The sequence below is a fragment of the Pseudoalteromonas sp. SWYJZ12 genome (assembly GCF_015864395.1).
GTDB classification, from domain to species: Bacteria; Pseudomonadota; Gammaproteobacteria; order Enterobacterales; family Alteromonadaceae; genus Pseudoalteromonas; species Pseudoalteromonas arctica.
The window spans coordinates 38,352-62,638 of sequence record NZ_JADYXH010000004.1 but is presented as its reverse complement, the minus strand read 5'-3'; the positions used below and the strand labels follow the sequence as shown (position 1 = coordinate 62,638).

The 24,287-nt window shown below is 38.9% G+C and carries 20 protein-coding genes and 1 tRNA gene; 7 read left to right on the top strand and 14 right to left on the bottom strand.

The window, feature by feature from the left end; genetic code table 11:
- A complete protein-coding gene (locus I6F42_RS06730; RefSeq protein ID WP_165722404.1) occupies positions 1-372 on the top strand; it encodes a hypothetical protein in 372 nt (123 codons plus the stop codon).
- Between the two features lie 95 nt (positions 373-467).
- On the opposite strand, the gene I6F42_RS06725 is transcribed toward I6F42_RS06730, so the two are convergent.
- The 4 genes from I6F42_RS06725 to I6F42_RS06710 all read right to left on the bottom strand — a co-directional run bounded on the left by I6F42_RS06725 (position 468) and on the right by I6F42_RS06710 (position 3,649).
- Positions 468-1,643: a mandelate racemase/muconate lactonizing enzyme family protein gene (locus tag I6F42_RS06725; protein ID WP_007586432.1), complete on the bottom strand. Its 1,176-nt coding sequence runs from the start codon at positions 1,641-1,643 to the stop codon at positions 468-470.
- A 26-nt stretch (positions 1,644-1,669) separates the two neighbouring features.
- Positions 1,670-2,437, bottom strand: a complete 768-nt coding sequence (locus tag I6F42_RS06720; protein ID WP_197151564.1) for a class II aldolase/adducin family protein — start codon at positions 2,435-2,437, stop codon at positions 1,670-1,672.
- A 165-nt stretch (positions 2,438-2,602) separates the two neighbouring features.
- Positions 2,603-2,926: a c-type cytochrome gene (locus I6F42_RS06715; protein WP_002957866.1), complete on the bottom strand. Its 324-nt coding sequence runs from the start codon at positions 2,924-2,926 to the stop codon at positions 2,603-2,605.
- A 183-nt stretch (positions 2,927-3,109) separates the two neighbouring features.
- Positions 3,110-3,649 (bottom strand): DUF2058 domain-containing protein, encoded by a 540-nt coding sequence (locus tag I6F42_RS06710; RefSeq protein ID WP_002957867.1) that lies wholly within the window; start codon positions 3,647-3,649, stop codon positions 3,110-3,112.
- A gap of 198 nt (positions 3,650-3,847) precedes the next feature.
- Here I6F42_RS06710 and I6F42_RS06705 point away from each other — a divergent pair, with 198 nt between their 5' ends.
- A complete protein-coding gene (locus I6F42_RS06705; RefSeq protein ID WP_010554361.1) occupies positions 3,848-4,996 on the top strand; it encodes an MFS transporter in 1,149 nt (382 codons plus the stop codon).
- Here I6F42_RS06705 and I6F42_RS06700 read toward each other — a convergent pair.
- Together I6F42_RS06700 and I6F42_RS06695 are read right to left on the bottom strand one after the other, a co-directional pair.
- Entirely contained in the window at positions 4,963-5,463 is a 501-nt protein-coding gene (locus I6F42_RS06700; protein WP_010554360.1) for a prolyl-tRNA synthetase associated domain-containing protein, read from the bottom strand. The genes I6F42_RS06705 and I6F42_RS06700 overlap by 34 nt on opposite strands.
- Position 5,464: 1 nt before the next feature.
- Positions 5,465-5,860: a hypothetical protein gene (locus I6F42_RS06695; RefSeq protein WP_010554359.1), complete on the bottom strand. Its 396-nt coding sequence runs from the start codon at positions 5,858-5,860 to the stop codon at positions 5,465-5,467.
- 166 nt (positions 5,861-6,026) lie between these two features.
- Here I6F42_RS06695 and I6F42_RS06690 point away from each other — a divergent pair.
- The 4 genes from I6F42_RS06690 (at position 6,027) to I6F42_RS06675 (ending at position 13,028) form a co-directional block, all read left to right on the top strand.
- Positions 6,027-6,102 (top strand) — tRNA-Ala (locus I6F42_RS06690).
- A 178-nt stretch (positions 6,103-6,280) separates the two neighbouring features.
- Entirely contained in the window at positions 6,281-7,543 is a 1,263-nt protein-coding gene (locus I6F42_RS06685; RefSeq protein ID WP_010554358.1) for a PotD/PotF family extracellular solute-binding protein, read from the top strand.
- Complete coding sequence (locus I6F42_RS06680; RefSeq protein WP_197151563.1) at positions 7,543-10,761, top strand: ATP-binding protein; 3,219 nt, start codon at positions 7,543-7,545, stop codon at positions 10,759-10,761. Before I6F42_RS06685 ends, I6F42_RS06680 begins: the two co-directional genes overlap by 1 nt.
- Positions 10,762-10,820: 59 nt before the next feature.
- The gene (locus I6F42_RS06675) at positions 10,821-13,028 is read left to right on the top strand and encodes an EAL domain-containing protein (protein WP_010554356.1); all 2,208 of its coding nucleotides are present in this window, start codon (positions 10,821-10,823) and stop codon (positions 13,026-13,028) included.
- A 76-nt stretch (positions 13,029-13,104) separates the two neighbouring features.
- On the opposite strand, the gene I6F42_RS06670 is transcribed toward I6F42_RS06675, so the two are convergent.
- Together I6F42_RS06670 and proB are read right to left on the bottom strand one after the other, a co-directional pair.
- Positions 13,105-14,352 carry a glutamate-5-semialdehyde dehydrogenase gene (locus I6F42_RS06670; protein WP_007586417.1) on the bottom strand — a complete coding sequence of 416 codons (1,248 nt, stop codon included), beginning with the start codon at positions 14,350-14,352 and terminating at the stop codon, positions 13,105-13,107.
- Entirely contained in the window at positions 14,349-15,455 is a 1,107-nt protein-coding gene (proB, locus tag I6F42_RS06665; protein ID WP_010554355.1) for a glutamate 5-kinase, read from the bottom strand. The genes I6F42_RS06670 and proB overlap by 4 nt, the downstream gene beginning before the upstream one ends.
- 870 nt (positions 15,456-16,325) lie before the next feature.
- Between proB and I6F42_RS06660 the strand changes: the two genes are divergently transcribed.
- Positions 16,326-18,173: a sodium:proton antiporter gene (locus I6F42_RS06660; RefSeq protein ID WP_007586413.1), complete on the top strand. Its 1,848-nt coding sequence runs from the start codon at positions 16,326-16,328 to the stop codon at positions 18,171-18,173.
- A gap of 70 nt (positions 18,174-18,243) precedes the next feature.
- Here the strand turns inward: I6F42_RS06660 and I6F42_RS06655 are convergent, their stop codons facing one another.
- From I6F42_RS06655 to hfq, 6 genes are all read right to left on the bottom strand, one after another.
- The gene (locus tag I6F42_RS06655) at positions 18,244-18,882 is read right to left on the bottom strand and encodes a tetratricopeptide repeat protein (protein ID WP_007586412.1); all 639 of its coding nucleotides are present in this window, start codon (positions 18,880-18,882) and stop codon (positions 18,244-18,246) included.
- A 111-nt stretch (positions 18,883-18,993) separates the two neighbouring features.
- Complete coding sequence (locus tag I6F42_RS06650; RefSeq protein WP_010554354.1) at positions 18,994-20,307, bottom strand: adenylosuccinate synthase; 1,314 nt, start codon at positions 20,305-20,307, stop codon at positions 18,994-18,996.
- Between the two features lie 214 nt (positions 20,308-20,521).
- Positions 20,522-21,400 (bottom strand): protease modulator HflC, encoded by an 879-nt coding sequence (hflC, locus tag I6F42_RS06645; protein ID WP_010554353.1) that lies wholly within the window; start codon positions 21,398-21,400, stop codon positions 20,522-20,524.
- Between the two features lie 5 nt (positions 21,401-21,405).
- On the bottom strand, positions 21,406-22,575 hold the full coding sequence (gene hflK / locus I6F42_RS06640) for an FtsH protease activity modulator HflK (RefSeq protein ID WP_010554352.1): 1,170 nt from the start codon (positions 22,573-22,575) through the stop codon (positions 21,406-21,408).
- A gap of 100 nt (positions 22,576-22,675) precedes the next feature.
- Positions 22,676-23,965: a ribosome rescue GTPase HflX gene (gene hflX / locus I6F42_RS06635; RefSeq protein ID WP_007586404.1), complete on the bottom strand. Its 1,290-nt coding sequence runs from the start codon at positions 23,963-23,965 to the stop codon at positions 22,676-22,678.
- Between the two features lie 15 nt (positions 23,966-23,980).
- Positions 23,981-24,244, bottom strand: coding sequence for an RNA chaperone Hfq (gene hfq, locus I6F42_RS06630; RefSeq protein WP_007586402.1), 264 nt, complete (start codon positions 24,242-24,244; stop codon positions 23,981-23,983).
- Positions 24,245-24,287: the final 43 nt, after the last annotated feature.

Sequence of the window (24,287 nt, the reverse complement as noted above, 5' to 3'; positions counted from 1 at the left end):
ATGAAAATGTACTTTTTACTAATCGTTGTATTTTCAGCGCTTCTTCTCAATGGCTGCATATCTCAAAATCCAGACCCGACACCTAAGCTGCAACATGCTCTACTGGCAAAGCCAAATAAAACAGCGGTTAGCAAAGCAATTAAAACACTTGTACATATGCAAGAGACTCAATTAGCTGATGATGTATTTACTACCAGCAGCACAGTAACCCTTAGCAATGTAGATGGTAATAATATTATCGACACGCAAAGTCGCAATACACCCGATCAGTTTGAATTGATGATTAAAGGCAAGCAATGCTATATACGCCACCTTGATAGTAAAGCAACTATTGAACTTAAAGACGTGGAATGTAAAATCAACGAGTTATAACAAGCTTTACCTCCCCCAAAACGAGTAAAAGCCGGTAAGTGACTAATCACTTACCGGCTTTTTAATGTATGACCTAAAGTTAGGTTAAAAGGCTATTATTTTATTTCTACGCGTTGAGAACGCATAACAATCTCATCGTTTAATTCAATACCCAATCCAGGCTCTTCTGACACTTCAAAGAAACCATTTTTAGGTTGTGGGTCTTGTAAACATAACTCGCGGTTCCACTTTTTAATCGCATAAGTGTGGTGCTCATGAATCAAAAAGTTAGGGATAGCCGTTTCTAAGTGCAGTGATGCTGCCGTTGCAACAGGCCCGCCACATACGTGAGCTTGAATACGCACATCAAAAATATCAGCGTAATCACACACTTTTTTGGTTTCGGTAAAACCACCACATAAACCAATATCAGGTTGTAGAACATCAATACTTTGATCTTCTAAGTACGGGCGCACACCCCAGCGATTATACAAACGTTCACCACCAGCAATTGGCACATTAACTTTATCTGCTACTTTTGCATGTAATGAATGGTTTAAATAGTTAACTGGCTCTTCAAAGTACATACAGTCAAATTCTTCTGCAATTTCACCCAACTGAATGGCTGTTGTAACACCCGGTAAACTGTGGCATTCAAAAATAATATCTACTTCGTCGCCTACCGCTTCGCGAATAGCTTGCATGCGTGCACGGTATAGCTTCATTTCAGTGCGTGAAATTATTTTTGTACGGTCGTAATAAGTATTGCCGTCTTTATCGTACTGAATTGGGTCTACTTTTACTGCGTCGTAACCTTCAGCTATCGCTTTTAAAGCAGCTTCTGCGTATTCTTGCGGCTGTACTAGCGCTTTAAATTCGCTATCCCAGTCAAACTGTAATTGCGATGCGTACGTACGTAGTTTGTCGTTAACTTTACCGCCTAATAATTGATATACAGGTAAACCAAGCGCTTTACCTTTAATATCCCAAAGCGCGGTATCAATTGCGCTCATTGCAGCATATACAACAGGTCCGCCGCCTAAGCCCCAAAAGCTCTCACGTAACATACGTGACCATAGTTTTTCTGTTTGAAAAGGGTCGTGGCCGATTAAAAAGGCGTCGGCCATTTCTTTAATCATAGCCGCTGCAGCACTGTGACCTAAATCGTATGCAAGGCCCGCTTCGCCAACACCACTAATACCTTCGTCAGTATGAATACGTACAAACACAGGTGTCCAAGAAGGTCTATCAGGACAGTGAATATCAAATACTTCAACGCGATTTACTTTCATTAAAATTCCTTATTAACCGCTATGGGTTATTTTGCAAAACTAGGGTCAAGTCGATACGCTTTACGTAACATCGCAGGCCACGCAAGTTGCCCGCCAGTGCTGCCACTGTGTACTACGTTTGCTTGATTATAAATATTGTCAATTATAGGTTGCGGTACTTCAATCACCTCTTGCGAGCTTGATTGTAGTGCTAATTGAATTTCACACGCTCGCTGTAAATCATAAAAGCGCATAAACGCATCGCCTACCGTTGGGCCTACTGTTAAGCCACCATGATTTACCAATAACATATGGTTAGTGCTGCCCAAATCATCTTGCAGCACTTTTCGCTCGTCGTCGTTTACTGCAAGCCCTTCGTAGCCATGATAAGAAAGCGATGGCAGTGAAAACATTGAATACTGGCTAAGCGGTAATAAACCATTTTTTTGTGTAGCGACTGCGATTGTTTCTTTAGTATGAAGGTGAATAACACAATGAGCGTCTTCGCGTACCTCATGAATCGCACTGTGAATAGTAAAACCAGCTGGGTTAATACTAAATGGCGTATCGTCAATAATATTGCCGTTTAAGTCGACCTTTACTAAATTAGAGGCAGTTACTTCATCAAAGGTTAAACCAAAGGCATTCACTAAGTAGTGGTCAGTGCCAGGCAAACGTGCTGATAAATGCGTATAGATCAAATCCCCCCAACGAAAGTGCTCTACCAGTCTGTAACACGCAGCTAAATCAATACGCAGTTGCCACTCTTGTGCCGATACTTTATTTTTTAAATCGAGTTTGGGTAAATCAAACATAATAAGCCTTATAAAAACGTACATTATTAACCTGTACGAACAGATGTTTAGAAGTCTAAAGCAGTCTCTATTTTATAGCAAACACCAAACAAAACAGCCACACTATTGTGTGGCTGTTTATAAAACTAAAATACCAATTGCATTAAAATGGTATAACTGCGTAAATTATTTTACGTTAGCTAGGTAATCTGCAATTGCTTCAAACTCTTCATCAGTTACCGTTGCAACCATTGCTTTCATAGCCATGGTCATACCGTTATTACGTGCACCTGACTTAATATCTTTCATTTGCGCTACTAAATAGTCTTTGTTTTGACCGTTTAGTTTAGGGTACATACCCATAATTGGTGCTTTACCTTCAGCGCCATGACAAGTTTGACAATTTTTAGCGGTATAAAGTGCAGCGCCATCGGCAGCAGCTGCATTAAACGAGAAGCTTGCGGCTAAAGTAATGCCCGCGCCTAATAGTAGTGTTTTCATCTTGCTCATTGTATTTACTCTTCTTTTTTGACGGTTAGAAAAACTGTTCTATTGATTGTAGTAAACAATCAAATAAAAAGCATACGTACGAAACGACGCTAGACGATCAACTTAACCAAAAACCGCTAACTCGTTTCTGTCTCACTTTTATATACTTTATCAAATAAAAATGAGCTTACCCTTAATGGACTATTACCACACTATATCATCTGGTACTTCAAAGTCTGCGTACGGGTCATCTTCATCTTTTGGTTTGTTTTCTGGCTCTACATGAAAAACAATATACTTTTCGTCAACTTCGGCCACTTTGCGTGCTGGTTCGTCGTCTAATACGTAAAATTGCCCTTCTAGTACACAAATAGCTAAACGACCGCCCGATAACGCTTTTTGCGTTTTCTCGTTCACATCGATATTTTTTACTTTGTTTTGATAAGTAAAATTAAATGTGCGCTCACCACGAATAGCGTCTTGGTTGTGGTGCTCTAAAATTTGTTTAACACGCGCTTCTTGTTCGCGCTGCTTTAAGCTCACTTGGCGTGTTTGGTTAAGCTCTTCAGCTTTTTTTTGCTGCTCTAGCTTGGTTTGTTGAATATGCTTTTGCAGATCACTTGGGTTGCTAGTAGCCCCTTTCTTTTGCTTTTTTTGTTGCTTACGCTTTTCTGATTTAGCAACTTTAGCATTATGCGATGTTGTTAATCCTGCTTGAAGCAATTGGTCTTGTAATGAACCCATGGCTTTGTTCCACTAAAAACTAATATTATCGCTATTTTAATCACCAACGAGTTCAAATAACAGCGCTATCGACATTAATCTAGCAAACTAGTTAAAACAAACCATGATATAGCGCAATGACTATGGTTTTAATTATGAATTAAAAGCAATTTTTAATACAATACCACGCAACCAATCAGCAAATGCACAAGCCATATAATGCGTTTACCTCATCTACTCGTTTGCTCGGTATTTATATTTTTTGTGCTTTATGCACCGCAACCCCTACTTAGCCTTTTTGCGAGCGAATTTAATGTAGCACCTGCGGTAGCTGGCAGCTTAATGACTGCAACTATGCTGCCCTTAGCCATTGCCCCGCTCGTTTATGGTTTATTTTTAGCAAAAATAAATCCACTACTTATATTACGTATTGCAATGGTGCTTTTAGGCCTTAGCTGCTTACTTTTTATTTATGTACCTAGCTTTGAGCTTTTATTATTAGTCAGATTTTTACAAGGTTTAACACTCCCTGCAGCTTTAACAGCAATGACTAGCTATATAGGTATGAGCTATAGCGCTGATACACTTCAAAAAAATATGACCCTATATATTGGTAGCAGTATAGTTGGTGGTTACTTTGGTCGTGTGCTCGCAGCTTTGTTTAGCGACTTATGGAATTGGCAGAGCTTTTATTACGTAATTGCTTTTATGCTTATTTGCTTAGCTTTGACAATTAAGCATTCTCGCTTTACAAACCCAGCTACACCGTCGCAGCTCTCCCCTCTGGATTACATTAAACAACTTAAAGAAGGCGCTATCCTTAAAGTGTACGGTGCCGTCTTTTGTATGTTTTTTTGTTTTGCTGCATTACTTAATTACTTACCGTTTATATTACAAAACACGTTTTTAATTACCAATACTCGTGACATAGGTTTAGTTTACAGTGGTTATTTAGTTGGTGCCCTCGCCTCTATTGCTGCACCTTGGTTACTTAAAAAAGTCCCTTCGCCTTGGCATTTATTAACTGCGGTATTTAGTTTTTATAGTGTGAGTATTATTTTATTAATGAGCCACCAGCTTAGCTTATTTTTAATCGCATTTACTTTGTTTTGTGGTGCTATGTTTGTGATTCATTCAACTGCCGCACCGCTCGTTAATAAAATAAGTAAAGCCCCGCCAAGCGTAACCAATGGCGGATATGTATCGTTTTATTACAGTGGTGGGGCATTAGGGTCGTTATTACCCGGTGTGGTATACCAACATCATGGGCAAACAGCGTTTATGTTTACGCTGCTCGCGGTTTGCTTATGCGGTTTATCGTTAATTATGTGGGCTTATTTTGAGGGTAAAAATACAACGCGCGGTTGATGCTTTGTGTGATTAAAAAATGTTTCTAAATCAGCTTTACTAAGCAACCATGTTTGGGTGTTTTCAAACGGATGACAATGAAACAAATCACCACCCCAAATATCTTGATCGACCCATAAGCTCACTTCGTTTTGCTTATCATTTAAAAGAGCCAACATAGATACACACCCAGGAGCCACTTTTAAATACGTTGCTAAGCGTTCACTCGATGCAAACCCTAAACGCGAAAGCCCTTGTTGCTTTGATAGTGCCTTTAAATCGAGTTGCTTATTGTGCGCTGTAATAACTAAAAAGTGTCGCTTGCCTTCGTTATCGCGTAAAAATAGGTTTTTAAGACGAGTACCTGGACGCTCAATCATAAACTCATCAGCCGCTAAGCTAGTATGTAGCGGCGGATGTTCTATTGCATCGTAAGTAATATCTAGGCGCACTAAAAGCTCTGCTAACTTAGTTTTATCAGCCAACATATTACAAGCAACGTCCTCTTAGCTGTACGCTCAAATCTCGCCATAAAACATCATTAACTTCATGTTTGTTATCGCAATACTCACGCTCTTTTAGCTCTTGATTTAATAATTCAACTGCTTGATCTTCTAGCTGTAACTTTAGAATGCTCGACTCTTCAAAATGCTCTTTCTCTATATACTGCTTAACCTCACCACGGCTTGGTCTATTGTTAGGACCACGGTCTAGGTTAAAGTTTTCACGATGCTTAGCTTTTACCGAAACAACATAAGCAAAAAGCTTATTGCCTTGCTCATCTTGCTTTTCGTGAAACTGTTTATTATTTATTTCAAAAGGCGGCTCATCATTTGAGGCACAGCCAGCGAGTAAAACCATAAGCGCTAGAACACATTTTTTCATTGTTTTTTATCGTTTTAGTTTTGAATTAAGCCGAGTCTAACAAAAATTGACGTAAACAGTGAAAATTTACGAAAAAATACTTGACCAATTTTATAAAAAAACTTAAAGTTCGTCCCGCTTGGAACTCAGCAGTCAAGCAGTTACATTATATGTAACTTAGGAATGTGGGGCTATAGCTCAGCTGGGAGAGCGCCTGCCTTGCACGCAGGAGGTCAGCAGTTCGATCCTGCTTAGCTCCACCACTTTCCTACTCCTTTTCAAATTCGCTCTACTCTTCTATTTTTCCATTGTTTTATTATTTTTTGATACCCTACTATTTTAATTTCTCATTCTATATAATTTTAAATTTATCCATTCAACTTGTGTCTTTACAAGTTCTTAGCTATACATAATGTCACACATTAGTACTTTAGGCTTAACATGGACAACCCTAAGCGTTCGACGCTAAAAAAGCTAGCTGCTATAGGTTTAACAGCTGGTGCAATAACACATGCGCCTTATGTTTTTGCCCGAAAAAAAGTCACATTAAGAGTGCTTGGTACGCATGTAACACTCCAAGAGGCTATCCGCAAACAAGCGATGAGTGACTTGGGTATTAATATAGAATTTACTCCCGCAGGCAGCGCTGCCGTTTTGCAAAAGGCATCAATGGACCCTAGCTCCTTTGATTTATACGAACAATGGTCAAACAGCATTAATGTGCTTTGGGATGCAGGTTCTATACAGCCAATAGAAAAAAAACGACTCACCTACTTTAACGAGATAAATCCACTTACTAAAACGGGAAAATTAACCGAAACTGCAAGTATTGGTGCAGGTGATGCTCCCTATAAATTATTAAATGTTCAACCCGATGGCACATTAAGCGCACAAGAAAGCGATCATATTAGCTTTTTACCTTATGTGCATAATGTTGACTCTTTTGGTTACAACACCGATTTTATTAAGCCCGGTATAGCATACGAAACCGAAAGCTGGAGTTGGCTGCTTGATGACGAGAACAGAGGTAAAGTAGCTATCGTAAATGCGCCTACCATTGGACTCTTTGACCTAGCCCTAGCAGCGCAAAGTAAAGGGCTTATAAAATTTAAAAATATAGGTGCGATGACTCGCCCAGAACTTGATAGATTGTTTATTATATTACTCGACTTTAAACGCCAAGGTCACTTTAGTGGCTATTGGAACTCGGTTCCTGAGTCGATTGAATTTATGAGAAGTAAGCGAGCCCATATAGAAAGTATGTTTTCGCCTGCCGTCTCTGCGTTAAACAGCCAAAATATTAATATTCGTTTTGCCGCGCCAAAAGAAGGCTACCGAGGCTGGCATGGTGTTATGTGTTTATCGTCACAAACACAAAGTAGCGTAAAAGATGCAGCTTACGATTATATGAATTGGTGGCTTTCAGGCTGGCCTGGTGCATTTATTGCTCGCCAAGGTTATTACATTAGTAACCCACAACGCTCTAAACTACTCTTATCGCCGGCCGAATGGGATTACTGGTACGGTGGAAAAGCAACAAACATAGACTTATTAAATACAAATGGCGACGTAGCTATTAAAGCTGGTGCGCAACGTAATGGTGGTAGTTACTATAAACGCTTTAGCAATGTAGCAGTATGGAATACAGTTATGCCAACCTATGACTACAGTCTACAAAAATGGTATGAGTTGATTAGCCGATAATGATAATAAATTCAATTAAATCAAAAATAATATTAGCTTTGTGTTCGCTGATTGGATTACTTCTTTTACAAAGCTATTTGTTTAACTATTCGCAAACGTCCTTACTTAACTTGCAAAAGTCGCAGCATAACGCGCTTATTCAAAGTGAAGCTGTGAATCACTTAGAAAACGATATTATTTCCCTGCAAGGGCATGCAGTTTCATTTATTGACAATGCAAATGAAAATACGATTACCAAATTTAATTTTTATTTAAATAAGGCAAATCTAAATCTCGAGCAGCTAAAAACAAACACTCAAAACCAAACCCCTGAGTATCAAAACTCACTAATACGCCTTGGCGAGTATCTAAATAATTACCAAGATACATTTGGCCAAGTTGTCGTAAACAGACAAAAACGCGAACACCTTTACACTACTCAGTTCAAACAGCCTATTGATGACCTACAGGTAACAATTAGTGATTTAGAAGGGTCTTCAAACAATGATAATAAAGTTATTTTTAACGATGTTTTACTCACAATAAGTAATTTAAAACACGCAATTATAAGCTATCTCTATAAACCTAATTTTGATGAAGCACAAAATGTAAAACAAAACTTAAATCACTTACATAAAAAACTAACGAGCACCTCTGTAATAAATGAATCCCTCTCCAATAAAACAACAAGCTTAAAACAAGCTTATAACCAACTTGTATTACTCACCCGTAGCTACACTTTTTCTGTAAATGTAGTGCTTACAGGCATAGAAAACGAATTGCTGTATTTAACTAATGAAATTAAAAACATAGAAAAAAATAAACTAATCAAAACAGAAGAGCTACTAAGTAGCCACTTAACAAAAAATACAGAACAGGCAAATATATTTGCCGTTTTAATTATGTTAATCATTTTATTTTTAAGCTATTTTATTTTTAGATCGGTTATAAAACCAATTACTCAGCTCACTTTATTACTTAAAGATATGAATAGCGAAAAGCCAGTAACTATTTCAAATAACAGCCAAAATCAAACTGAAATAGCGTCGGTAATAAAAGCAGCTAATGCTTTATATTTAAAAAATAAGCAAACCAAAGAGCTACTCAACGAAACCCGCGTATTAAATTCCCAAATGGAAGCAATGAATGCCGACCTGACGAGTGCTATGGAGCAAACTGATAAAGCCAATAAAACAAAAATAGATTTTGTAGCCAATATGAGTCATGAACTTCGCACCCCAATGAATGGCATATTAGGTATGTTGCAACTCTTACAAAGCAGTGAGCTTCCCTCAAGGCAAAAACACTACGCAGATAAAGCTTTTTCAAGTGCTCAAAATTTATTGCAGATTTTAAATAATATTCTGGATTTTTCTAAACTAGAATCGGAAAAAGTTCAGTTAGAGCAAATCCCTTTTACCTTACATACTATAGTTTCTAACGTTCAAAATTTATTCTCAACAAATGCTAAGCAAAAAGGCTTGTTATTAAACTTTACTTTACACGTTGATGCAGGGCTTGAACTTATTGGCGACCCAATGCACTTAAGCCAAATAATAAATAACTGTGTAGGTAACGCAATTAAGTTTACTGAGCATGGTGAAATATCATTAATTATAGAAGCGACATCTCAACACGAAAAAACAATAAACCTTCGCTTTAGTATAAAAGACACGGGTATTGGGATGACCGAAGAGCAATCAAAAATTATATTCCAGTCTTTCTCGCAAGGTGATTCAAGCACAACAAGAAAGTATGGTGGGACGGGTTTAGGGCTCACTATAAGCAAACAATTAACTAAATTGCTAGGCGGAGATATACAAGTAAGGAGCACGATTAATCAAGGTAGCGAGTTTTTCTTTACTCTACCCTTTACTTTATCTGAGCAACAAAAGCTTAAAAAACACGCCTTATTAATTAGCCCTGATAATGAGCAAATTAAAAAATTAATGGACTTACTAAGTGATATAAATATAACGACAGAAACAACACAAGAACCATTAAGGGCCATTGCAAAAATGTCTCAGCCTAGTAGCCCATTTAGTATTGTAATAATGTCGATAGAAAAAAAAGAGCTCAACGATAACTTTATTTTACAACAACTGTACGCTCAAAATAAAAACGTTAATGAAAAATTGACACTGATTTTATTAATTACCGATGAAGAGTCTCCTGAGCCAATTGCAAAAAATGAAAATATAGACATTATAATTATTGGTAATAAAAATAGTGAAGTTGAAATTTTAAGAAAGCTTTCACCAAATAATTTTAAAGAAAAGCAATTAAAGCCTCACCCTAAATTCTCGGGTTTTAATGCATTAGTTGTTGATGATAATAGAATTAACCAAGAAATAGCCTCCGCCCTTTTAGCAAAATTAGATATGACCGTGATCATTGCTGATAATGGACATGATGCATTAGATAAAGTAGAGATAAATGACATCGATATTATTTTTATGGATGTTCAAATGCCAGTTATGGATGGGCTTGAAGCAACAAGCATATTAAGAGAGCGAGGCTACAAAACTCCCATAATTGCCATTACGGCAGCCGCAGATCCTAATGATAAAAAAGCAGCGTTTAGAGCGGGTATGGATGACTTTTTAGTAAAACCGATTATTTTTGATGCGCTTTACGAAAGTATAGAAAAGCATCTGCAAAGTAGCGAATCTCTGAGCACTATAAACCTGCCTTTAGCAAAAGAAAACCTAGAAAACAATGACGAATTGTTAGCTAAATTATTTACTCAGTTTGTCAACGATTACAATGACTTTTCGATTAAAGCTGATATATTAATCAAAAATGGAGAGTTAGAAAGCTTAATTCGACTAGTACATACACTCAAAGGCTTGGCCGGCACATTAGGCTTTGAGCTACTGCAACAAAGTGCGCAAAGTGTTGAGAAAAGCTTAATAGATAAGAAAAGTATTAATTTATCTCATTTTAATGAGCAATTAATACTTACACTTTTTGCTGTAAAACAATTTTTGATAGCTTACAGCTTTAAAAAAGAACATATACAGCAACATGAACTAGAAAACGAAGACTCGGTTATTGATAATATATACTCATTAGCATTAACGGCTCGCCCCGTACCTAGCAGTTTGATTAGACAGCTAGAAATGAATCAATATGAGAGAAGCCACTCTCTATTTAAGCTCAAAGAAGCAATTGATCATTTTAACTACGCGTTAGTAATTGAGCTTATTGATAAGTATAGAAACGATAATAAAAATTAGGCATAACCACTAACCTGAACTAGATTTAATATTGTAAAGAACGCAGAGAAGGACAGATAGTGCATTCAAATTACCTCGCAAACAGTAATGGATTAACCACAGAGAAAAAACATAAACCTTTAATTCTTATTGTTGATGACGAACCTAGTAATTTACACGTATTAGTAGAAGGACTTTTAACTGACTACGATGTACGTATTTCTACTAGTGGTGAGCAGGCTTTGATCTTTATTGAGTCAACTCGGCCTGACTTGATTTTATTAGACATAATGATGCCTGGCATGGACGGCTACGAAGTATGTAATATACTCAAAGCGAAACAAAATACCAAAGGCATCCCCGTCATATTTGTAACTGCGCTTACCGAAGAAGAGTCTGAAGAAAAAGGCTTTGCTATGGGCGCAATTGACTACATACACAAACCTTACAAGCTAGCGCTCGTTAGAGCACGCATTCGCACTCATATTACCGCTCAAGGCATGCTAGATAGGCTTATCGAAAAAAACTTTGACCTGCACGACAAGCTACTTGAAATAGAATCACTAATACAAGAGCTAAGCCAGCGTGAAGAAGAATTAAAAGAGCTCTCATCAAAACAAAAATTATTTTATCAAGCCCTAACGGGAACCGCTGATGGCGTTGTTATTACCGACAGTAACGGAAAAATCATTGCCGTAAACCCTTCATTTTGCCGGATTACAGGTTACTCTGAATCTGACTCCCTGCAAATGCAGTTGCACGATATTAAACAAAATAACCACCCTAGTATTAGCTTTGATCAAGTATGGCATCATGCAAACCAAGCAGGATATTGGAGTGGAGAGCTAGTAACCAGACGAAAAAATGGCGAGCTTTATCCTGAGTTATTAACTCTTAGTATGGTAAGAGGCGAGCAAGATACCAACGTGCACTATATTGGTGTATTTAGTGATATTTCTAGCGTTAAGATAACGCAAGAAAGAATTCACTACCTCACATGGCATGATGAACTTACAGGTTTGCCCAACCGAAATGGTTTTTTAAAGCAGTTGGAGCAGCAACTTCAGGTTTGTAGTACCGAAAATAGTTATGCCTATATTTATATTATTGACATAGACAGCTTCCACTCAATAAATGATGGATTAGGCCTACTCGCTGGCGATAACATTTTAAAAGAATTAACTAAACGAATTCATTCTAAGGTGAATAAAAAAGATGTTATTGCTCGCTTAGGCAGTGATGAATTTGCAGTACTGTGTACAGTTGAAAAAGGCGTTGGCAGGATCAGAGCCCAAGCTATGGCTGAAAATAAAGCCCAAGAACTGATCATAAGTGTAAACCACCCCTTTGTCGTTGATGAACAAGACGTTAGCTTAACAGTAAGTATTGGCACGTATATTTTTCCTCGGGAAGATCAGTGGGAAAGTGCTATAGAAACAATCCGTAACTGTGAGGCGGCTTGTTACAAAGCAAAAGAAAAAGGCGGTAATAGAGTTACCTTTTTTGATACTTCGTTTGGCGAGCAAGCAAAACGCCGTTTTGAAATAGAGCAAGATTTACGTAAAGCAATCTCAAATAATGAGTTATCCCTATATTTACAATCCCAATTTGACCGAAGCCAAACCCTTAAAGGGGCTGAGGTTTTATTAAGATGGGAGCATCCTCAAAAAGGCTTCATTAGCCCTGGTGAGTTTATATCTATAGCCGAAGAGTCAGATATAATTTATGACTTAGATTGCTGGGTAACTTCAAATGCACTTGAAATATTAACGCAACTTAGTAAAACTCACCCTGAGTTAAACCTATCAATTAATGTAAGTGGCAGGCACTTTCATGAAGCGCGTTTTTTAAGCTTTATTAGCCAACAAATAAAGCAACATAGCATTAATCCTCAGCAACTCACTATTGAGATAATTGAAGGTACATTGCTTAATCACATGGAAGCGGCTATTGAGGCTGTTCACTTTATCAAGAAGCTAGGTATTAGGGTATCAATTGATGACTTTGGTACTGGATATTCGAGTTTAACTTACCTTAAACAATTACCCATACAAGAACTAAAAATTGACCGTTCTTTTGTATTGGAAGCACCGACTGATAATAACGATAAGCTAATTATTGATATGATTGTAAGCTTAGGCCGTTTATTTGAACTCGAGATAGTTGCTGAAGGTGTAGAGAACCAGTCCCACTTTGATTTATTGCAAGAATATCCAGAAGTTATTCTTCAAGGCTATTATTTACACAGGCCTGAACCTGCAAGCGACTGGCTTGAAAAACTAAATTAATTACAGAGTAGTCTGAAAAAACAAAAAAGCCGAGTATTTCCATACTCGGCTTTTTAATGAAATTAAGCTTTAGCGGTTACTCGCGAACTTGGCCTTCACCATTCACTAAGTACTTCTCAGTAGTCAGTGACTCAAGTCCCATAGGGCCGTATGCATGAAGCTTAGAAGTTGCTATACCAATCTCTGCGCCTAGACCCAGCTGTGAGCCATCAGAAAAGCGAGATGATGTATTAACCATCACTACAGAAGCATCGACACTACGCTGGAATAACTCTGCAGCGGCTGCGTTTTTAGTGCAAATTACTTCAGTGTGGTTTGATCCAAACTGTGCAATGTGTTCAACCGCTGCCGTAAAGTTTGGTACAACGCGAATAGCGATTTCTAGGTCTAGATATTCTTCACCAAATTCGTTATCGGCTAACACAGTTGCATTATCAAAGTATTTAGCTGCAAAGCTGTCAGCATTTATTTTTACACCTTCTTGGCGTAATACAACTGCGCACAGATTTAAAAACTCATCTGCAACATCTTGATGAACTACTAAGCCCTCAAGTGCATTACAAACACCGGTACGCTGCGTTTTACCGTTAAGTAGTAAGTTAAGCGCAATTTCTAGGTCTGCATCTTTATCTACATATAGATGACAAACGCCTTTGTAATGCTGAATTACTGGAATCGTACTGTTTTCAGTAACAAAGTTAATTAAGCCTTCACCGCCACGTGGAATTATTAAGTCAATGCTTTCACGTTGCTGCATTAATTCCATTAATAGTGCACGATCTGGATCTGGAATCACTGAAATAAGTGATACTGGTAAGTTATGCTTTTCAAGTACGCTGTGCATTACACTTGCGATAGCTTGCGAACTTTTAAGTGCTTCTTTACCGCCACGTAAAATTACGCCATTACCTGATTTAAAACATAATGCGCCAGCGTCTGCTGTTACATTTGGGCGTGCTTCGTAAATCATACATACAACGCCAAGAGGTACGCGCATTTTACGAATTTTAATGCCATTTGGACGCTCTGTAATATCACGTAGCTGACCAACAGGATCGTCCAGGCTTACGATTACTTCAATACCTTCTGCCATTGCTTCAATACGCTCATCGTTTAGCGTTAAGCGGTCGATCATTGAGGCTGCTAAGTTATTGTCGCGTGCTGCGCTTAGGTCACTTTCGTTTTCTTTGATTATAAATGCTTTTTGCTCTCTTAATGCCGCTGCCATTTCAACTAGTACTTGATTTTTAGTCTCGGTATCGAGTAAAGCAAGTGTATGGGCAGCTTTAGCTGTCTGGCGTGAAATGTCCGTAATTAAACTCATGACTTCTCCAATAATGCGATATGTTTTTCAGATATAACTGGTCCAATTGAATCCTGCATTTTTTCGCTGAATTCACTCTGTTCGTTGTCTGCAATAAAGTTTAACAAACAGCTACTATAATTTGCGGTCGCTTTAGCTAAACGCGTACCGTCTTCACTACGTACTAAAATGGTATCACCAACAGCAAATTCACCATGGACTTCCATGATTTCATCACCGCGAATACATCCACTTTCACCTTCAAGGGATTCATCAAATGATCCATCAACAACAACTTCACCTTGCTCATTTGCTGTGTGTGTCATCCAATGTACAGAATCTTGCATCGGCTTTTCGTACGGTAAAAATACGCTACCAGGATTTTCCCCAGCTAGCAGTTTCGTAAATGTTTCTTCTTTAAAGCCGTTTATAATATAAGTCGCGATACCATGTGACGTTGCTTTTTCTGCCGCTTCTATTTTGGTTTTCATGCCACCAGTACCAACAGCACTTGTAGCACATCCTGCCATAGCATAAATAGATTCATCAATTGATTTTATTTCAGGCAGTAACACCGCATCATCATGTAAGTTAGGGTTTTTATCATATAACCCATCAACGTCTGAGAATATTAATAAAGCATCGGCATCGGCTGCTGCTGCGACCATTGCTGATAAGTTGTCGTTATCACCCACTCTTAAGTCGTCGGTAGTTACAGCATCATTTTCATTAATGATAGGAAAAACACCATGCTCAAGCAAAGTAAACACTGTTTCGCGAATACTTTGGTAACGCTCGCGGTCACGTAAATCGCCGTGCGTTAATAATAGTTGCGCAGATGGAAAGTCAAAAAAGCGGTCCCACATGGCGATCATTTCTGTTTGGCCTGCTGCTGCCATTGCTTTTTTCATCACCACAGAGCGAGGTTTGTCTGATGGGAATAAATGCGCTCCAGCCGCTACAGAACCCGATGATACTAAAATCACCTCGATTCCACGGGCACGACAACGAACAATGAACTGTGCGATGGTTAATATGTAACGCGAACGGCAGCCATCTTGATCTGGTGCAATTAATGCACTACCTACTTTAAGTACGATACGTCGCCAATTTAACTTTTGCATAAATGCTCAACTTTCCATTTTATCTGCGCTCATCTTAATTAGACGAGCTAAAACTAAGTAGCTAGGTTTAAAACATAGCTTCGAATTTTTCTTTTCATTTAGGCAACACTTTTTTACACACACGCAAAAACCATATCTAAAACAAGAAGCTTAGATTTGAGGTTAAGTAAAAGTAGCAACAACCCAATAATATTGAGCAGCACTAATCAAAAAATTTAAAAGTGTTGTTTATGCATCGCTGTAAAAAGCTGTGTGTGGCTTTTTTATTAACAACATACATAGAGCCTCTAAAGTCTGATACACCAACAGATAGGGTGAAGACCAAAGGACCGAGATTTAACCGCCACGATGGGGGGCTAAATATTGAAAGTAATAGTTCAACTCAAACCTTTATTTACTTAAATAATTAAATAAACTTGTTTGGCAAAACCATACCAAGAATTCGGCAAATGATATTTTGTAATGCTCTAATACTAGAAACATCACTAACACATGATTATAAAGATTAAAAATGACGTTAAGATTAACAAGCCTGTTTTATCTTCAATAAACTTCGTTAGATGACTAATTATTAGAACACGAAGTATAATACACCAAATACCCCTTTAAAATCAAGGTTAAAATTCGAACTAAGTTAATACGAAACACTCATACCGTTTATATTGTTATTAAAATTCAATAAATTAAACAATTAATACACTTTAAAATAAGGTGGCTAAGTCCTCGCTAAATAATTTAAGCCTACTAATCTTTTATAAGCAGCTAAAATTGATTAGTAATATTTGAGTTTCCGGTGTATACCCCTGTATTAATAATTAACAAAAGTTATACTTTCTAAACATATCGTCATAAATAAGGAATTCTTAATCTATGTCAGCAATTTACATAGCCGGTATCGCACTTTGCTCTGTGCTTGCCCAATGGGTCGCGTGGGCTTTTAGAGTACCCGCTATTCTTTTTTTATTGCTTACTGGTCTTTTACTTGGACCATTTAGTGGTGTTTTAGACCCTGATGCACTTTTAGGTGATTTACTGTTTCCGGTAGTATCACTAAGCGTTGCCATCATTTTATTTGAAGGTTCCTTAACTCTGCATTTCAGAGAATTAAAAGGGATAGGAAAAGTTGTAAGGAATCTCTGCTCAATCGGTATGCTTACTACCTGTATTATTATTAGCCTAAGTGCCTACTGGTTGCTTGAGCTTAACTGGCGTGTTGCTGCGGTACTAGGCGCAGTACTCGTTGTTACTGGCCCTACCGTTATAGCACCGCTATTAAACTCAATGCGCCCAACACAAGATATAGACCGCATACTTCGTTGGGAAGGTATTGTAATAGATCCAATTGGCGCATTATTTGCTGTATTGGTATTTGAAGCTGTAATGCTTGTAGGCCAAGGCGAAGTATTTAGTCATACTATTATTGCTTTAGTTAAAACCCTAGGTGTTGGTTTAAGTATTGGTGTTGCCGCAGGTTGGCTAACAACCCTATTAATGCGTCGCGAGTGGCTGCCATTCGAATTACATAAGTTTGGAATTTTAGCACTAGTCCTTATTAGTTTTTCTGTATCAAATTATTTAAGCCATGAATCAGGCTTATTAGCAGTAACTGTATTTGGTATTTGGCTTGCGAACCAAGATGATTTAGAAATAGATTCTGTACTTGAGTTTAAAGAAGACTTGTCGATGATTTTGATATCGACGCTGTTTATTTTACTTGCAGCACGTTTACAGCTTTCTGATTTGATGATGCTCGACAGCGATGTATTTATATTTTTAGCTATTGTGCTTTTTGTTGCACGCCCACTGTGCATTGCTATTTCGACCTTTGGTACTGACTTACCAATGAAGTCTCGCTTGGTACTTGCCTGGATTGCTCCACGCGGTATAGTTGCCGCAGCCGTTGGGTCGGTATTTGCACTAAGTATGATGGAAGCTGGCGTTGCTGATGCTGAAAAGATGGTGCCACTTATATTTACGGTGATCATCATTACGGTTGTGCTGCAAAGCTTAACAGCCATCCCTGTTGCAAAGCTATTAGGTGTACGCCAACCATCGCCAAACACAATATTAATTATTGGTGCAAACCATGTATCACGTGCAATTGGACGTGGCTTACAAGAGCAGAATATTCCGGTTCACCTCTCAGACCCTGCATGGGAAAACTGCAGAATGGCACGTATGGATGGCTTAGCTTGTTATTATGGTAACCCGCAATCAGAGCATGCTGAACGCTACTTACCTCTAACAACTATTCGCAGTGTCTTAGCGCTATCGCCAAACCGTCATCATAATGCGCTAGGCGTTCAATACTTTTCGCATTTACTTAATGAAAAAAATGTATTTTCGCTTCGCTCATCAACGTCGCATGCTAAAGCAAATAAAGACAGCGCAACGTTTTTATCTAGACAAATATTGTTTGGCGACGAAGGCTCATACGCTCGTTTGAGCAGTATCATAGCTAAAGGCGGTAAGGTTAGTTCAACACGTATCTCGGATGAGTTTAGCTGGGAGCAATACCTAGAAATGAACCCTGAGGCTATCCCTTTGTTTATTCTTAAAGGTGATAAAGACAGCGACGACGATACGCCAATTAAGCTAAGACCGTTTACAATCAACATGGAAAAACCGCCGCAAGAAGGCGAGCGTGTTGTTGCATTACAGCCGCCTAAAATGTCGGTCTTAAAAGACCCGCAAACAAAGGCTAAAGAAGAAAGTTAAACACTTTTACTACCTGTAAAAACTCAAAAACCCTAACTTAAAAAGTTAGGGTTTTGTTTTTTAAGAGCCATTAAATAGGAAGGCGAGCTCGCGCAACCACACTATCTGGCATTTTTTGCGCTAACTTAGTCAGCGCTCGCTCAATTTTTTTATGAGTCGCTTTATCTGCGACCATAGAATTAAATAGCCAACGGTATGCATCTTCAAAATCACGCGGGCTGCCATAGCCATCATTAAATAATTTAACCAAACGTAGTTGTGCTTTTAAATTGCCTTGCGACGACGCTTCACGCAAATACGTAATTGCCATTGCTTTATCTTGTTGAACTAAACGCCCGGTGTCGTAGTAACGCCCTAACTGCTCTAGCGCTGCCGCTAAGCCTTGTTCAGCCGCTTTTCGCATGTAATACACACCTAACTCTACATTACGATCCACGCACACGTTATAAGCCAGCATATCGCCGTATAAAAATTGATAAGACGGCAATGCCATTTTATTGGCTCGTGCTTCTATATCTTGCACTAACTGGCAATCATCTGCCTTTACCCGCGCTAAATGCGTATTTTTATTTATTAACGCAATTAGCTCAGATTCTGTATACAGCGGTACAGCAGCAGGGCTTTCTGTAGCTAAGCTGTTGGTTGCTATAAATAAAGACAGCGGGATTAATGAAAGCCTTAATACGCAATTACGGTAAAATAAACGCATGCTCACCACTTATAAAAATAAACTTATTAAAATATATACAAAGATCGTTCCAAGGTGAATTTTAGATACAAAAAAAGCTGCACTAGGCAGCTTTTTTTAATCTAATGGTAATTACGCAAACGGGTTGCGAAGTACCATAGTTTCTACGCGGTCTGGACCTGTAGAAATAATATCAATTGGAACACCCGTAATTTCTTCAATACGCTTGATGTAGTCAATCGCAGCTTTTGGTAAACCGTCAAGACTCGTTACACCAACAGTGTTTTCTGACCAACCTGGCATTTCTTCGTATACTGGCGTTACTTTATCGTAACCTTCAGCTGCTAATGGTGTTACGTTAGTAACTGTGCCATCTTCAAGCTTGTAACCAATACAGATTTTAAGCGTTTCTAAGCCGTCTAAAACATCAAGCTTAGTTAAACAAAAACCTGAAATACTGTTGATTTGAACCGCACGGCGCATAGCCACTGCATCTAACCAACCAGTACGACGAAGTCGACCTGTTGTAGCGCCAAACTCATGGCCTTTATCACCTAAGTGCTTACCAACTGGATCTTGTTTCTCAAGACCGTCGTAAAGCTCTGTAGGGAAAGGACCTGAACCAACACGTGTAGTGTACGCTTTAATAATACCTAAAACGTAATCAAGGTTTAATGGACCAAAACCTGCACCAGTCGCAACGCCACCAGCTGTAGTATTTGAAGATGTTACATAAGGGTAAGTACCGTGATCGATATCAAGTAACGTACCTTGTGCACCTTCAAATAAAATGTTTTCGCCTGCTAAACGCGTTTGATCTAAAAGCTCAGTTACATCTACAACCATTGCTTTTAAGATATCAGCAACAGCCATTGCATCATCAAACGTTTTTTGGAAATCTACAGCGTCTACTTTGTAGTAGTTAACTAAAGTGAAGTTATGGTATTCAAGAACTTCTTTTAATTTAGCTGCAAATAATTCAGGATTAAATAAATCGCCTACGCGTAAACCACGGCGAGCCACTTTATCTTCGTACGCAGGACCGATACCACGGCCAGTTGTACCAATTGGCTTATCGCCACGAGCAGTTTCGCGGGCTACATCTAATGCAACATGGAAAGGCAAGATTAGCGGACATGCTTCACTTATTAAAAGACGCTCACGTACAGGTACGCCGCGTTCTTCAAGCATGCCAATTTCTCTCATTAGCGCTTCTGGTGATAAAACTACACCATTACCAATCACACATTTAACATTGTCACGTAATACACCCGATGGAATAAGGTGTAGAACCGTCTTTTCACCTTCGATAACTAAAGTATGACCCGCATTGTGGCCACCTTGATAACGAACTACTAAAGATGCTTTGTCTGTAAGGAGATCAACTACCTTACCCTTTCCTTCGTCACCCCATTGGGTGCCTAATACAACAACGTTTTTACCCATCGTAAATTCACTTAGAGAAAATTAGGACGAGATTTTACCAGAAAACTAAAGTAAAGATCACCCCTGTTCAGCTTATTTTTTCTGCGCGCATTTGTTATATCCAAATATTAGCTAATAACCACATAAATAACAGTGATTTAAAGCTCTAGACTGTGTTTAACAAAAAGCCCCGCAAATGCGAGGCTTTTTAACTTTTAAATAATTAACGTAAAACCTATTGAGCTTTAGCGCCTTTCATATATTGGAAGAAGTCGCTATCAGGTGAAAGCACCATAACGTCTTGCTTATTTTTAAAAGTCTTTTTGTAAGCCTCAAGCGAACGCACAAAACTAAAGAACTCAGGGTCTTTGTTATACGCGCTTGCATAGATGCCTGCGGCATCAGCATCGCCTTGACCACGTACAGAACGCGCATTACGCTCTGCATCGGCAAGCATTACTGTTACACGACGGTCAACACCCGCACGAATAGTCTCGGCTTTTTCCTGACCTTCAGAACGATGCTCTTTTGCAACAGCAGTACGCTCAGCGCGCATACGTTGGTAAATAGAGCTACTCACTTCTTGTGGTAGGTTAATTTGCTTAACACGTACGTCTAGCACCTCAATACCAAGCTCACGTGCACTTTCAGAAGCTTGTACTAACGCTTCTTCCATCAACTCGCTACGCTCACCCGATACAATTTCGCGAATTGTACGTGTACCAAAGTTTGTACGAAGACCATTATTTACTTTTTGTTTAAGTAGCGTTTCAGCATATTGCTTATCGCCACGGGCACGTAAGTAAAAAGCGCTAAAGTCATTAACACGCCATTTTACAAACGAATCAACAATTAAGTCTTTTTTCTCACTAGTAACAAAGCGGTCCGGCGCACCATCTAGCGTTTGAATACGTGCATCAATACGACGTACTTGGCTAAAAAATGGCACCTTGAATTGTAGGCCTGGGCCATATACAATCGCTTGATCGTCGCTGTCTTTTTGTACTTTACTGAATAACATTACAATTGCTTTTTGCCCTTCAGGTACAACAAATACCGATGAAAAAGACATAACAATGGCAGCTAATAGTATTACTAAACTAAAGTTTTTCATTATGATTATCTCCCATCATTGAAGCGGTCGTTGTTAAAGCGGTCATTACCACTATTAACAGAGCTATTGCGCGACGTATTTACTTTATTGCGTAAATCTTGAATATCACTAGAGCTTGGAAGTGCAACACGTGTTGCTGTCCCTTGCTTATCCATGATCTTATCAAGTGGTAAATAAAGCATATTATTACCGCCTTTAACATCAACCAATATTTTAGAACTACTCCCTAACACTTCTTCCATTGCATCAATGTATAAGCGCTCACGAGTAACTTCTTTAGCTGCTTGATATTCAGGTAATAGCTTTTCAAAACGAGCTACTTCACCTTGTGCTTCTAATGTAATACGCTCTTGGTAACCTTCCGCTTCTTGAGTCATACGCGTTACTTGACCACGAGCACGCGGTTCAATTTCACGAGCATATGCTTCTGCTTCACGAATGAAACGTTCTTCATCTTCTTGTGCAGCAATCGCATCATCAAATGCATCTTTAACTTCAGTTGGCGGACGAGAGTCTTTAAAGTTCACGTCAGTAACAATTAAACCTAAGTTATATGGTTCGATAATCTTATTAAGCTCATCCCATGTATTTTGACGAACAACCTCACGGCCATTAGTTAATACTTGGTCCATTTTTGCATGGCCCACAACGTAACGTAGTGCACTATCTAGTGCTTCTTCTAAGCTACTATCAGCGTTAGTTACGCTAAATTCATAAAGGTATGGGTCAATAACACGGTATTGCACCTGAAACTCAACGCTCACTACGTTTTCGTCTTCAGTAAGCATAAAACCAGAAGCCGATAATGAACGAACTGCTTCAATATCTACTGGGATTACCGTTTCAATAAACGTCATTTTCCAACGCAGACCAGGATCAGCAATTCGGTCATATTTACCAAATTGAAGAACCACACCACGCTCGGCTTCTTTAACCGTATAAATACCACTTAACGCCCATACAATAACGGCGATAATAAGTATGAATGAAATACCGGCTCCGCCAAGTCCACCGCCGCTACCATTGCCGGATTTTTTCCCGCCAAATAAGCCGCCGAACTTGTTACTAAACTTGCGGAACACCTCGTCTAAATCAGGTGGGCCTTGATCACGTCCGCCTTTATTATTCCACGGATCTTTGTCATTGCCATTATTACCCGGTTCATTCCAGGCCATAGCTATACTCCATTGTTATCTAAATAAATTAGGAAATTGTGTTAAATCTAACAAATCTACCGCGTTTCTCATACAAAAACCGACATTAAAACGTCAATTTTTAATTACGGTTGATAAAACCAGCAATTTCAGGACCAAATTCTTTAATTAAACGATTCCACTCAACCATTGGCATTCTAACATCTAACAGCCAATTACCTTGCTCATCAAAGCGTTCTTCATGTACTGCATTTAAACTAAACAATGCAGCCCTTAGGCGACCATACAATGGCGTAAGAAATAATGTTTCGTTAAACATCTTCTTAGCAAGCAGTTCACTAATAGCCTCACTAAGTAATTCACACCCTTCACCAGTCTGAGCGCTAAGCCATACTCTTATAGGTTGGCCTTCGTCATCTCGATCAATACGTGGGCTTACGTTATCCAGCGCATCAATTTTATTATAAATTAATAGCTGTGGTACTTCATCGGCTTCAATTTCTTTAAGCACCGATTGTACTTGTTCAATATTTTCTTGAAGACGAGAGTCTGCTGCGTCAATTACATGTAACTGTAAATCAGCTTCACGAGTTTCAGTTAGCGTTGCTTTAAAAGCAGCAACTAAGTCGTGCGGTAAATGACGAATAAAGCCCACTGTATCAGCTAAGATAACAGGACCAACATCACCTAATTCAAGCTTACGTAGAGTCGGGTCAAGCGTTGCAAACAACTGATCGGCCGCGTATACATCTGAATTCGTAATTCGATTAAATAATGTAGATTTACCCGCATTGGTATAGCCAACTAACGATACCGTAGGTATTTCGTTACGAGTACGAGCTCGCCTGCCTTGTTCGCGTTGCACTGCTACTTTAGCTAAACGCGCACGGATATTTTGAATTCGGGCACGAAGTAATCGTCTATCTGTTTCAAGTTGGGTTTCACCAGGTCCACGTAAACCAATCCCGCCTTTTTGGCGTTCAAGATGGGTCCAGCCCCGAATTAATCGAGTCGACATATGGCGAAGTTGTGCCAATTCAACCTGCAGCTTACCCTCATGGGTACGTGCACGTTGGGCAAAAATATCAAGAATTAGCGTCGTTCTATCAAGCACACGACACTGACAAACACGCTCTAAATTACGCTCTTGTGACGGCCTGAGTTGATGATTGAAAATTACGACATCTGCATTGTGGATTTTGACAATCTCAGCTATTTCTTCTGCTTTACCGGTACCGACGAATAGTTTCGGATGTGGTGCTTGACGGCTGCCTTGCACAACCGCCAAACTACTAACACCAGCAGAAGATACCAACATTTCTAATTCATGAAGATCTTCACGATCCCCTTCTTTAGGTAAGTCGATATGAACTAAAATTGCCTGTTCGCCGGATTCATAGCGGTCAAACAAACATTATGCTCCTAATTAAAAGTTACCAGCTTCTGGTTCTTCAGTGTCTTCACTCCCTTGAACTGCTTGGAAGTTAACTGCGCGAGCAGGGACAACTGTTGAAATTGCATGCTTATAAACCATTTGATTTACGGTGTTCTCTAGTAAAATAACAAATTGGTCAAATGACTGAATTTTGCCTTGTAATTTTATGCCATTTACCAAAAAGATTGATACTGGAATGCGCTCACGTCGTAGTGCATTCAAAAATGGGTCTTGTAACGATTGGCCTTTTGCCATGTTATTGTTCCTTCGTTCTAGGTGTTATTATAATTAAGTGGCT